This window comes from Pseudoalteromonas gelatinilytica (assembly GCF_001641615.1).
Classification (GTDB): Bacteria; Pseudomonadota; Gammaproteobacteria; order Enterobacterales; family Alteromonadaceae; genus Pseudoalteromonas; species Pseudoalteromonas gelatinilytica.
Map to the genome: position 1 here is coordinate 333,383 of NZ_LRRU01000019.1, position 12,194 is coordinate 345,576.

Here is a 12,194-nt window from a genome sequence, read left to right on the forward strand (position 1 = left end):
CCGATGAAACAACTTAAGCCACTGGCAATAACACTACTTTTAAGCTCACCGTTAAGCTTTGCAGTTGATAGCCAAGACTTTGTTAAAGATAACGTTTTCACTCAAGGCGTTGAAGGGCCAACCATGTATAACGGTGCCTTATACGCGGTGAACTATGCCCAGCAAGGAACCATTGGCCGCGTTGATAACATGGGCAAAACATCGTTATTTGTGCGCTTACCCGATGACAGCGTTGGCAATGGCCTACAGTTTGACTCACAAGGTAATTTGTTTATTGCCGATTATGTTAACCACAATATTTTAAAAGTACCTGCTGGCAGCAATAAAGCAGAAGTGTTCGCCCATAATAGTAAAATGAATCAGCCCAATGACATTGCTATCACCAAAAGTGGGGCGCTGTTTGCAAGTGATCCTAACTGGGCGAACGAAACGGGTCAGCTATGGCGTATCAATGCAGATGGCAGCACCCATTTACTCGAAAAAAACATGGGGACTACCAATGGAGTGGCGGTTAATAACGACAACACCAAGCTCTATGTGAACGAGAGTGTGCAGCGAGTTGTTTGGCAATATGACTTAGATGAGAACTTAAACATTAGTAATAAGAAAGCTTTTATTAAGTTTACAGATCATGGCTTAGATGGCATGCGCGTTAATAATCAAGGGCATGTGTTTATTACACGTTACGGCGCAGGGAAAGTGCTTGAAGTATCACCTAACGGCAAGCTCTTAAATAGCTATCAATTAAAAGGCCAGCATCCAACGAATTTGGCTTTCAACGAAACGCAAAACAAAGTGTATGTCACCATGCAAAAGCGCGGTGCAATAGAAGTCATTGAGCTTTAGCCTTGTTTTGCTCGCGCAATCGCGGCGGTGATAGCCGCTTTTGCTTGCGGACTATTTTGCCAACAACTTGAATGCAACATCGACGCGACTCGCTCAGCAATGGTGTTGGCATCAAACCCGGCTAACTCCTCAAACGATTCAATACCAATTTCTTCAAACCGTTTTATCACCGTTGGTCCGACACCTTTGAGTGCTAAAAGCGCACTGCGCTCTTGCTCGTTAAATGGCATGTTATCTGTCCTAAACTCTGTAATTGATCACTAAAATTGAAGGTGCTGACCTTGATTACAATATTACAAGGCCAGCAAAATAACTATCTAGTTAGTGACCTTTAATGTTGGGAAGTCATAACTACCTTCTTGAACCTCTTTGCTAGGCCCGTATAAGCGCATAATGATATAAGCATCTTTTTCAGGGATCGGTAACCAGTTTGAGTCACTTTCCTTACCTTTTGCACTCAGCTTTATCGTGTACATGCCGTCAGCATCAGGTGTAAGTGTGCGATCTCCACGGCTATGACGATTAATCTCATTGTGAGCCATTAAACGGTTATCAGAACCATAAACTGTAAACGACCAAAATTGACTTACATCAGGTGCTTTAAAACGCATAATGTATTCTTTGCCGTTAGCGCCATTGATGTTTTTACCGTCGCTACCTGTTTCAGCTTTTAAGTATACTGACTCATCAGGTGGTAAACCCCATTGACCTAAGTAGGTGCCTTCCGCGAATAAATCACGCTCTCCATCGCTAAGTTGCTCACGAGTACCAAGTAGTTTTCCTGCATTGGTCATTTCAGGGGCGAGTTTAACAAGGTGAGCCATGCCTAGCTCTTTGCCTTTTTTAGCGGCGGCTAGTTGGGCTTTACTAAAGTCATCTTTACAAGCTTCAAGACCGATAACTTTATATTTATCTAGCCATTTTTTGTCAGCGGTTGCCATGTCTCCATCACATAACACGTAGTTAACTCGTTGCACCCAATTGGTGTTTTCAGGGTTTGGATAGCTGCGCTCTTTCGCTTTTGGCCCTGCTACACCTAAATATGCTGAAAGCGTGCGAATATTCCACTTATCCATGTAATTTAATGCGGTTTTCTCATCTTCTTTGCCAACGGCCATGATACGGCCCATTAGTTTTAAAAGATTTGAATCAACACGAATAACTTCATCAACACTTGCTGGAACATCACCTTGCCAAGATCGAGAAGCAAACATAAAACTGCCACCTTCATTACCACGTAATCGTGAGCCGATCATTGACGTGGTGTAATGGCCCATGTCCATTGTGTGTAAAATCCAGTAACGTCCTTTATCCATATCTGGAATACTTACAATCACAGGTTCTGCGGCTACATCTAACCATCCCATTAGATGTAAGGTATCGTTATTGATAGTTACGTGTGCGGTATAAGTATCATCTGCTATATGGCGAATATTTTGAAAGCGATTAAGTGGGGTGTCTGTTTCAACAGCGGTTTCATAAAAAAATTTATATGCTTCATCAATTGAGTATGCATAGATGAATGCATCCTCGGCGAGTTTGTCTGGTATTGCATTTGCTAGGGCGGTTTGAGACGCAGCCAACACAGTTAAACTGAGTAACGCTTTTTTCATTATTAACTCCTTTTATATGCTTCGATGAGAAAAAGTGAATAAAAAACACGAGTTCACAAAGAATAAAGTAGCGTAAACGTAAGGTTTTGGGAACGATTTTCATACAAAAATTGTGTAAATTTTCGCCATGTTGATTCAGCTCAAACTATTCCGGCAATAAAAAAGCGCACCGGGCAGGGTGCGCTTGAGGGGATCAATCCTGTGTAGCTAAAACAGTAGGATTAATTAGAAGCTTGGGGCATATCTCAGTGAAACACCGACTGAGCGGCCAATCACACTATAATCACTTACTGTGTTAAAGTGGTTTGCGCCTACTTCAGGTGTTGGTGGTTCACGGTCTAATAAGTTATCGACACCAAAGTTAACAGCAAGTTCCTCATTAACTTGCCATGCAGCGGCAAAATCTAAGTAATTTTGTGCTGAGATTGTTTCTGAACGGTCGACAGCATACTCTACTTCACCGATTCTGCGCCAGCCAAGTTGGAAGTTCATGTTATCTAACTGCCAATCAATGCTTGCGCGGTGTTTGTAATCAGCTTGCAGGATACTCGCAAAGTCACCCGAACAGGCGCTGCCATAAGTTCCCTTACAGTCAATTTCAGCCACCGTACTGTTGTTTTGACGGGTTTGTTTAGTAACAAAGTTACCTTGGTACGAGAATCTAAAACGACCACCCATTTGCTCAGGTGCATCAATTACATAATTTGCTGCAACGTCGATACCTTCTTGCTCAATCGCGGCTAAGTTAAAGTCATTAACGATGGCTGTACTAATAAAGCCAGTGTTTGGATCGCGAAGTACCGCACCACACAATGGGTTATTCGGATTCGGGTCATCAACATAACAGCTTTGTAGTGCAGCACCTGGTTGAATTTGGCTTACCGCATCTGTTACACGAATACTGTAGTAATCGAGTGATAAATCAAAGCCTTCTAAATAGCTAGGTGTATAAACAATGCCTAATGTATCTGATTCGGCTTGCTCAGGTTTAATATTCGGGTTACCACCATAGGTGTACTCTGCCGTGCTTGAATCAAACTCGGTGCCAACAGGTGGCGCACCAAACGCAGCACATTGAGTCGCATCACCGGTGCCCAGTAAACATGGATCGCCGTTATAACGCCCTGCTAGTCGTGGCACAAACTGGTCGCTATTTTGGTCAAATAACGATAACGATAGCGCTGTGATTGGGCTGGCAAACTCACCTAAGTTAGGTGCTCTAAACGCGGTTAAGCGGTTGGCGCGAATACGAATGTCGCTGTTTATTGCCCAGTTGATACCTAGTTTGTAAGTGTCTTCTGCTTCGGTATTTGAGTAATCAGAAATACGGTAGGCACCTTCAAAGCTAAGCTCTTCAGCAAAAGGTTTATCAACTAAGATAGGCACTAAAATTTCAGCGTAGAACTCTTCAGAGCTAAAGCTTGCGTCCATATCAAATGCGCTGATAGACGCAAAGCTGGTGCCGTTTCTAAATGCATCGCCCGGTGTTTGTTTACCGGTTTCTTTACGGTATTCATAACCGATTGCAAAATCGATAGCACCGGCTGGTAATTCAAATAAGAACCCAGAATCACCCGATAGCGTTGCTGAGATCACACTTTGAGTACGGTCGCGAGTGGTATAAAGCAGCGGATCGCTAAAGTCGCTGAAATCAAGGTTGGGATCAAAAATATCCACTGAATTTGCAAGGGCAGCAAAGCGACTATTACCGCTGTTATCATTGCGGTATGCGTTGTTGTAAATGGTGGCCACTTCATCTGTTTTGCCGTACTGGCCATATACGTCATAACGTAAGTAGTCAGTAATATCACCTTTTAAACCCAGTTGAAATTGCATTGAATCACGCACCGCTTCGGTGTGTTGCACACCTAAACCCAGGTTACGTTCAACATTAACAAGGGCATTGCCTTCGCTATCAAACGTGAGTTGGTCACGTAGTTCATCAGGAATATAGGCGTTGTCTTGCGTGAGGGTCACTTGTTCGTTAACAAAAATCGGTGTTTGGCCACTGGCACCCGCACCATTTACGGTCACTTTAGAATACATTGCGCGGCCATAGGCAATGGCACTGTCGCTCACATCAACGTCAAATAATAAGCCCGCAGAAAAACGGTCCATCGGTTGAGTTAAATAACGGTCAGCTGTGAAATCAGTTGTTTGACGCTCACTTGTTACAGCACCTGAATCAGCAATACCGATGCTGTTGCCAGAGGCAACGTCAGTATAATAACCACCGCTGTTGATCATTGCCGTTGAGTTTTCAAGCGCATAGTCGCGCTCGCCAGCTAACAGCTCTTTTCGTTCGGTGTAACCAATATAGCCTGTTACATGGCCGCGACCATCTGCGATGTCACCACCAAAAATTGCTTCAAAGTTAAGCTTTTCGTTACCACCGTCGGCACTTTCGTAACTGGTTGAGAATTCAGCGCCAGTAAAATCATCGTCTAAAACAAAGTTAACAACACCGGCTACCGCATCGGCGCCGTAAACCGCTGCTGCACCACCTGTTAATACATCAACGCGTTTAATTAACCCGGCAGGAATAGTATTCACGTCAACCGAGTTACGAAAACTAAATGGTACCGCGCGAGTGCCGTCAATAAGTACCAACGTACGGTTTTGACCTAGGCCGCGTAAATCAATCGTTGATGAGCCAAATGAGTCACCGACTGTGGCACCTGTGCTGTTTGCACCCGCCGCAGCTTGTGGCAGTTTTGCGGTAATATCTTCAACGTTCACTGCACGGTCTAGGTGAATTTGTGCTTCATCAACGCTCACCACTGGACTACTTGAGACCAGCTCGGTACGTTGAATTCGTGAACCTGTTACGGTGATCACTTCAGGTTTTTTTACTTCAGTAGTTTCTTCTGCGTGGGCATAACTAATTACTGAACTTACAGCGAGAGCTAGAGGTGATAGCAGCAATAGCGAGCGGTGCCCTGTTGATGTATTTGCTTTCATGATGATTCCCTTGCGTTTTATCATTTAAATCAACGCAGGTTGGTGTCTGACCTAGACCATTTAGTTAATTTAATGAGTCATACTTTTTGTTATGATGCTTGTGTGTTCTCCTTTTGGGGAGCTCACCGGTACAGTTTTAAAGCAATTTAAAAGTCTTTGCAATAATTATTCTTTAAATCTATTATTTTAAAATATAAACTATTCCAATTCGTCAACCCGCTTATTTACATCTAATAAGCTGATTTTAAGTGATTTATTTATGCATCAACATATTGAAAAACTGTATTTAAGCGCAAAAAAAGAAAGAAAATTAATAATTGGTCTAATGAGTGGCACCTCATTAGATGGTCTTGATATCGCGCTATGCGAAGTATCAGGGCAGGGCATGGATACTCATGTAGAAGTATTAAAGTTTACGACGGTAGACTACGACGATGATTATAAAATGCGTGTGAAACGAGTGTTCGCCAAACGCGAATGTGATCTTGAAGAAGTCACTTTACTCAATCCTTGGATTGGTCAATTACATGGTGAAATGGTTGCCAAAACGTTAGCCAGCTGGGGAGTAGCAAAAGAACTTGTTGATGTGATTGCCAGCCACGGACAAACTATTTATCACTGCCCTAAAAACCAACACAAGCGTGCAGAATATGGCAATGCAACACTACAAATTGGTGACAGCGATCATTTAGCGGTGACTGCAGGTATTACGACCATCGCTGATTTTAGACAAAAGCACATTGCAGCGGGTGGCGAAGGTGCACCGCTTGCGGTATATGGTGACTACTTGTATTTCACAAGTACCAGCGAAAACCGTATATTGCTAAATATGGGCGGCATTGCAAACTTAACCTACTTACCTAAATCTGCAGATGCACGAGCGGTTTTTAGCTCTGATATAGGCCCAGGTAATACCATTATGGATGCCTATATACAGCGTTATTTTGCTCCACTTCATTATGATAAAGATGCCACTATTGCAGCAAAAGGCACGGTAAGTGAAGATTTACTCGCAGCGCTATGTGATGATGCGTTTTTTGCTTTAGGTTTTCCAAAAACCACCGGGCCAGAAGTGTTTAATCTAGACTATTTAGCCGCAGCACAAGCACGCTCGAATACGCAGAACTTATCGCACTTTGATGTGATGGCAACTTTAGTGCAGTTTTCAGGGGTAATGATTGCTAAAGCAATTAACCAATGCAGCGAAGGCTTGACCGATGTGGCTGTATACGCCAGTGGTGGTGGAGTTCATAACCCATTATTAATGGACATTATTTTGGCTAATTGCCCAGCGCTTTCTGTGATAAATAACACCGATTCGTTGGGGATAAATCCAGATGCAAAAGAAGCCGTGTTATTTGCTATTTTAGCGAACGAATGTTTGTCGGGCGGGCAACAACGCTTTGGTAATACCGAGCAAGGGATCCCCGATATTACCATGGGTAAAATTAGCTTTGCTGACTAAAAAAAAGCTAAAAAGCTTGCGCCAATATTACTGATGTAATGGCGTAAGCCATGGTTTTTAGCTTGCTCAGAAGTTAATAGCTCTGGTGATGTGCTTGCTGCAATGCTGACATCAAATTGGGCGCTGTCTTTAAGAGTTGCATGCATGCCGTGTAGCATTAATTGCAAAACAAATTCACCACTGTGAGTAACATCCTCTAACGTAAGCATAATAACGTGCTGATCTAGATCGTGCTGCGTTAAAGTGTGCGCAGTAAAATAGGCCGATTCACGAGCATCAGGGCGGGTTGCACTGATAGAGATCACGTCACCTTCATGGGCATCATCTGGCAGCACACAACAAAATACAACACGCTTTTGCTCATTAGCCGCAAAATGCAATTGTTCATATTCCATAGTATGCGCAAGCGCAGCACATAAAGGGTCTTCACTAGATGGGAGTGCAAACGAAAGTTGCACCAAGGCACTGTCCATTACTTCTTCATTACGTTAGGTGATTAAATTAGCGTCAATTATTGATCAGTTAGATGACAGAATTATGACTATTGTCATATTGCGGATTATTTATTTCAGAAACAGAGAAAAGTTTGTTCTTTCTGTTCCAAAACTGGAATGGTTTCTGACAAGATTGGAATAGAAAGTCTTGTCTGGTAAGGGTTTTAGGGTGGAGGGAAATATCGATATTTGGGGTTTTCTGATAAGGCGTGATACCTGTATATTTACCTCAAAGCTACAGATGAATAATAATTAAAATATCAAGTACTGGAGGTAATACAAAGCTCAGTTTGGATTAATCAAAAACCTGCCTTTTTTGTGCTGTCTCTTAACTCAAAAATGTCCCATTACGCGTTAACGTAAATACTCTAATGGCAGTTGTCGGGCGAACAACGGACCTTGCTGTTAACCTCAAGGAAGTAAATCAATCCCAAACTGCTTCAGCAATAAAGAAAACAGCCAAAAGCAAATTACAGTTATTAATGAGCTGGTGAGTAACGATAGCCAAAAACTGTAGCGCTGCATCAGCATGGGGAAAAGTAAAAACATGGGCAATGTGGGAAGTACATACCAAAAAGTGTACCAAGCATGATTGGCTATTTTCTCAGACGGTTGCTTTTCAACATATAACCAAATCATAGCTAAAATTGTGACTGTCGGTAAGGCCACTATTAGTGCGCCTAGTTTATCATTTCGTTTTGCTAGCTCTGATGCCGCGACAATGACCGTAGCGGTGATCAAATACTTAGTTATTAGCCAACCCATATAATGTCCTTAAATGAAAAAAACCGATTGCCTATCGGTTTTTGTTGTGACAATATAGCCAACGAATTAAATAGAGTAAAGTGTTATGCAGTTAGGTGAACTAGAAAAGTTAGTGCTTCAACATTTCTGGAATGTGAAAGAAGCGGATGCAAAGCAAGTACATAAAGTACTGGGGTTAGCTCGTGGTAATTCGTTAAATACTATCCAAAGTACGCTTGATAGGTTATTTAAAAAAGAATTACTTAAACGCACTAAACAAGGCCATGCGTATTGTTATTCAGCCAGAGTAGATCGTGAAGGCTTAATTGCTCAACTTATTTCAAATGTAACCAGTGACTTTGTTGATGATGGTGAAAATAGCTTAATTGCGGCGTTCAGTTCTGCTTCGGCACAGCTTAATGACGAACAACTCGATACATTAGAAAAAATGATCGAGAAACAACGCCAGCTTAGAAAGGAGCGGGCTTAATTATGTTAGTTGGAGATATGGCAATCGTTCTAAATTTGCTCAGTGTTTCAGTGCTTGCATTTGTGATCGGTATTGCAACTGTTGCTGTCGTATCTCGTTTTGTGTTGTTCAGACTCAAACAAGTCAGTTTTAATAGTCAAAAGTTTACATTGTGGTCACTAGTGAGTGCACCTTGGTGGATAGCCTTTTCTTGTATTAGTTACTTTATGCCTTACTCGTTAGGGTTTGATAAAGTTTTTAACATAAGCTGGTTCGAAGATTTTGCCCATTGGCACCATATCGATATTTTTAGCTTTTCAAGTTGGCACGCGTTAACCCTACTTTTAGCACTAATCTATTTAGCTTGGCGCGTAACTAACACTACCTTTGCTAGAACCAAACAGTCCATCGCATTATCGAGTTTACTAAGCTTTACTGATGCACAAGATGCTAGGACGACTAATGGCAATCAATATTTATTGATGCCTGTTAAAGTGCCTGTTGCCTTTACTACAGGTTTTATATCTCCCAAGATATATGTATCAACCGGACTACAAACCCAAGTTAGCGATGAACAACTTAATATCATCGTTAATCATGAACAGGCTCATGTAACGGCAAGAGACCCGTTATTTAAAGTGCTTTTCACGGCACTTGCCAGCTTCTATCCGTCACGTATAAAACAAACCCTAATCGAGCAATATGTCTTAATGACGGAAAAGATGGCCGACAATGAGGTCACAAAAGAATACGACCACCTTGATATCGCACAGACATTAATTGATGTCGCTAGACTTCAAAAAGCACTTCCTACGGATTGCGATCAGGCGTCTGTTAGCTACTTCGGACATGATTACACGAGTCTTCGTGTTGAGGGTTTATTAAATCCAATTAATAAACCGTCACTTACTACTACCATCATTACTCTAGCATTATTGGCAACTATGCCAGTGCTAGCGGCATCCACTGTCGATAGTTTTCATCACTTTATCGAAACTTTTTTCATCCATTAATTAAGGATATGGAATGAGATTTAATCTTTATAAAAGCAACAGAAAAAAACCGATCGGCAATCGGTTTTTGGCTGTTGGTCTAGTTTTAACAACGGGGGCTGGTTTAGTAACATCAACTCCCTTTTTGGCTAATGCGCAAATCCAGCAGCAATTACAGTCATCACATCAGGTTATAAATTTAAGCAAGGCTGTGACCATGACTCTACAAAGTCATCCTGAGCTAAAAGCCTTGATAGATCAAGAAGCTGTGTGGCAAGGTAATATCGAGCAAGCTGGCATTGGAGAGCGTCCTCAAATAGGTTTAATGATTGAAGATGCGTTTGGGACAGGTGAGCATAGTGCATTACAAAGTATGCAATCAACGCTCACATACTCTTGGTTGCTTCAACAAGAGCAAATTGATGGCAGAGTTAATGCGGCAAAAAGCCAAGCAAATGCAGTAATAGTAGAGCAAAAAATAAAAGCCCTCGATTTATCTGCGATTGTTGCTAAACAGTTTGTTGAAATATTGATAAAGCAAGAGCGCTTGAAACTCAATCAATTAGCGGTATCTCAGGCACAGGAAGTGGTTGACGCTATTGTCAAAAGAGTAAAAGCAGGCAAAAGTTCTAATGTCGAAATGCGCTTGGCTCAAGCTGAGTTGGTTCGAAGAAATCTAGCTGTTGAAGATTTAGAGCACGAATTAAAAGCCAGCCATTATCAACTGTCATCCTTATGGGGTAAGCCTCAGGCTGAGCTTAAGTTAACGGGAAATTTAATGCTTAAGCCGGAAATTCCATCTGTAGAAAGCCAGCTAAACAAGCTTAAGCAAATCCCGCAAATACAGCAGTTCGCTAATGAACAACGTATCGCCCAGTCTCAAATGGAACTTGCACGTATTGAAGCCAAACCTCAGTGGCAATTCACTGCTGGACTAAGACGATATGAAACGACCGATGATTTTGGTTTAGTGGCGGGTGTCTCTATTCCTTGGGGAAGTGAAAATAGAAATGCAGGAACAATGGCTGCCTTACGCGCAAAACAAGATGTTCTGGCAAGTCAGCAACAAGCCCTAATGCAGAAACTCGATGCGCAGCTCTATGTGCTATTGCAAGAAATGGCACATTCCCATCATGTCATTGAAACGATTCAATTAGAAATAATTCCCGTACTAGAAAACGCGTTGACGGAAGCCGGTCAAGCATTTGATATCGGTAAGCTTAGCTACAACCAGTGGAGTGATATACGTAGAGAGCTGCTCAGCGCCCAAAATCAGTTACTTGATGCTTATCAATCTTTGCATTTACAACATATTGAAATTCAACGCCTAACTGGCGTGCCCGTTAGTGATAGCGAGTAAAACCATGAGTAAACTTATGAAAAATAAAAATATTCTGTCGTCATTAAGCTTGGCGATTATTATCTCATTCACAGGTGTCGTCGCACCTAATGCTATTGCAGCATCAACACCTGCGGCAGAGCAAGCTGAACCAGAGAAAGGTCCACACCGTGGGCGCATGTTACGAGATGGTGATTTTGCCATTGAACTCTCTATTTTTGAAACTGGTGTGCCACCAGAGTTTCGTGTTTGGGCGACAAATGATGGACAACCTATAGACCCAAAGAATGTCGATTTAAACGTAAAATTAATTCGCCTAGGCGATGGCACTGATGATATTAACTTCAATGCTCAAGGTGACTTTCTTCGCGGTGATATGGTGATTTATGAGCCTCACTCTTTTGTTGTTGCCATTGAAGCAACTTATCAGGGTAAAAAGTACAATTGGCGATATGACAACTTCGAGGGTCGCACCACAATTGAACAGGCAGTTGCCGATGCAATGGAAATCAACACTGAAATCGCAGGCCCTGCGACAATTCATCAAACCATACCCGCTTATGGAAAATTAAGTTTACCTGTGGACGCTAAGCGAAACATTGCTGCGCGTTTCGATGGTGAAATCACCAAATTACACGTAAATTTCGGTGAAATCGTTAAAAAAGGGCAAACGCTATTCACAGTAGAAAGTAATGAAAGTCTTAAGCCCTACGTTATTAAAGCGCCTATTAACGGTGTTATTACCCAGTTATTCGCAAACGCGGGTGAGCAAACCAATGGTAAAACCTTACTCACCATTACCAATTTTAATCGCCATATTGCCAAATTAGCGGTTTATCCTTCGGATTATTCCAAGGTTAAACTGGAAACGCCAGTATCGTTAAACGTTGAAGGTCATGAGGAAAGTTTTGCAGGTAAGGTGTCATTTATTGAGCCTAGCGTGAGAGATGATCAGGCAAGAATTGTTTGGGTCGAATTAGAAGATAGTAACCTTGCCGAAGGAAATTTTGTAAAAGCTGACATTGAAGTTGCAACCATTGATGTGCCACTGGCTGTAAAGCGTGTTGGCTTACAAGGTTTTAGAGACTTTACTGTTGTTTACGCCAAAGTGGGTGAGCAGTATGAAGTTCGTATGCTTGAGTTGGGCCGCGCTGGAGGCGAATGGATTGAAGTATTAGGTGGCCTAAAAGCGGGAACCGAATACGTGACCGACAATAGCTATATTTTAAAAGCCGACATTGAAAAGTCTGGCGCATCACACGATCACTAGG

11 protein-coding genes are annotated in these 12,194 nt (G+C 42.1%); 6 read left to right on the top strand and 5 right to left on the bottom strand.

The features are described from left to right. The first annotated feature begins 3 nt into the window (after positions 1-3). Positions 4-846, top strand: coding sequence for an SMP-30/gluconolactonase/LRE family protein (locus tag NH153_RS11835; RefSeq protein ID WP_063704058.1), 843 nt, complete (start codon positions 4-6; stop codon positions 844-846). Here NH153_RS11835 and NH153_RS11840 read toward each other — a convergent pair. The 3 genes from NH153_RS11840 to NH153_RS11850 all read right to left on the bottom strand — a co-directional run bounded on the left by NH153_RS11840 (position 843) and on the right by NH153_RS11850 (position 5,420). Further along, entirely contained in the window at positions 843-1,076 is a 234-nt protein-coding gene (locus tag NH153_RS11840; protein ID WP_063704060.1) for a helix-hairpin-helix domain-containing protein, read from the bottom strand. The genes NH153_RS11835 and NH153_RS11840 overlap by 4 nt on opposite strands. 87 nt (positions 1,077-1,163) lie before the next feature. Beyond that, positions 1,164-2,459 carry a DUF1254 domain-containing protein gene (locus NH153_RS11845; RefSeq protein ID WP_063704062.1) on the bottom strand — a complete coding sequence of 432 codons (1,296 nt, stop codon included), beginning with the start codon at positions 2,457-2,459 and terminating at the stop codon, positions 1,164-1,166. Positions 2,460-2,684: 225 nt separating this feature from the next. Then, complete coding sequence (locus NH153_RS11850) at positions 2,685-5,420, bottom strand: TonB-dependent receptor domain-containing protein (protein WP_063704064.1); 2,736 nt, start codon at positions 5,418-5,420, stop codon at positions 2,685-2,687. Between the two features lie 259 nt (positions 5,421-5,679). Here NH153_RS11850 and NH153_RS11855 point away from each other — a divergent pair, with 259 nt between their 5' ends. Then, positions 5,680-6,885, top strand: a complete 1,206-nt coding sequence (locus NH153_RS11855) for an anhydro-N-acetylmuramic acid kinase (RefSeq protein ID WP_063704066.1) — start codon at positions 5,680-5,682, stop codon at positions 6,883-6,885. On the opposite strand, the gene NH153_RS11860 is transcribed toward NH153_RS11855, so the two are convergent. Beyond that, positions 6,882-7,358, bottom strand: a complete 477-nt coding sequence (locus tag NH153_RS11860) for a hypothetical protein (protein ID WP_063704069.1) — start codon at positions 7,356-7,358, stop codon at positions 6,882-6,884. The genes NH153_RS11855 and NH153_RS11860 overlap by 4 nt on opposite strands. A gap of 432 nt (positions 7,359-7,790) precedes the next feature. Next, positions 7,791-8,144 carry a DUF3147 family protein gene (locus tag NH153_RS11865; protein ID WP_063704071.1) on the bottom strand — a complete coding sequence of 118 codons (354 nt, stop codon included), beginning with the start codon at positions 8,142-8,144 and terminating at the stop codon, positions 7,791-7,793. An 85-nt stretch (positions 8,145-8,229) separates the two neighbouring features. On the opposite strand from NH153_RS11865, the gene NH153_RS11870 reads away from it, so the two are divergent. From NH153_RS11870 to NH153_RS11885, 4 genes are read left to right on the top strand one after another with little or no spacing between them, the layout of a single operon-like run. Continuing rightward, a complete protein-coding gene (locus NH153_RS11870) occupies positions 8,230-8,613 on the top strand; it encodes a BlaI/MecI/CopY family transcriptional regulator (RefSeq protein ID WP_028834938.1) in 384 nt (127 codons plus the stop codon). Between the two features lie 2 nt (positions 8,614-8,615). Further along, a complete protein-coding gene (locus tag NH153_RS11875; protein ID WP_063704073.1) occupies positions 8,616-9,605 on the top strand; it encodes a M56 family metallopeptidase in 990 nt (329 codons plus the stop codon). Positions 9,606-9,618: 13 nt separating this feature from the next. Continuing rightward, positions 9,619-10,944, top strand: coding sequence for a TolC family protein (locus NH153_RS11880; RefSeq protein WP_063704075.1), 1,326 nt, complete (start codon positions 9,619-9,621; stop codon positions 10,942-10,944). Positions 10,945-10,960: 16 nt separating this feature from the next. Further along, on the top strand, positions 10,961-12,193 hold the full coding sequence (locus NH153_RS11885; RefSeq protein ID WP_063704496.1) for an efflux RND transporter periplasmic adaptor subunit: 1,233 nt from the start codon (positions 10,961-10,963) through the stop codon (positions 12,191-12,193). The last annotated feature ends 1 nt before the right edge of the window (position 12,194 follow it).

Bases quoted from the DNA above. Each gene is read 5' to 3' on its own strand.
- NH153_RS11835 (WP_063704058.1), top strand. From the start codon at position 4: ATGAAACAACTTAAGCCACTGGCAATAACACTACTTTTAAGCTCACCG.
- NH153_RS11880 (WP_063704075.1), top strand. From the start codon at position 9,619: ATGAGATTTAATCTTTATAAAAGCAACAGAAAAAAACCGATCGGCAAT.
- NH153_RS11885 (WP_063704496.1), top strand. From the start codon at position 10,961: ATGAAAAATAAAAATATTCTGTCGTCATTAAGCTTGGCGATTATTATC.
- NH153_RS11845 (WP_063704062.1), bottom strand. From the start codon at position 2,459: ATGAAAAAAGCGTTACTCAGTTTAACTGTGTTGGCTGCGTCTCAAACC.
- NH153_RS11850 (WP_063704064.1), bottom strand. From the start codon at position 5,420: ATGAAAGCAAATACATCAACAGGGCACCGCTCGCTATTGCTGCTATCA.
- NH153_RS11865 (WP_063704071.1), bottom strand. From the start codon at position 8,144: ATGGGTTGGCTAATAACTAAGTATTTGATCACCGCTACGGTCATTGTC.
- NH153_RS11870 (WP_028834938.1), top strand. From the start codon at position 8,230: ATGCAGTTAGGTGAACTAGAAAAGTTAGTGCTTCAACATTTCTGGAAT.
- NH153_RS11840 (WP_063704060.1), bottom strand. From the start codon at position 1,076: ATGCCATTTAACGAGCAAGAGCGCAGTGCGCTTTTAGCACTCAAAGGT.
- NH153_RS11855 (WP_063704066.1), top strand. From the start codon at position 5,680: ATGCATCAACATATTGAAAAACTGTATTTAAGCGCAAAAAAAGAAAGA.
- NH153_RS11860 (WP_063704069.1), bottom strand. From the start codon at position 7,358: ATGGACAGTGCCTTGGTGCAACTTTCGTTTGCACTCCCATCTAGTGAA.
- NH153_RS11875 (WP_063704073.1), top strand. From the start codon at position 8,616: ATGTTAGTTGGAGATATGGCAATCGTTCTAAATTTGCTCAGTGTTTCA.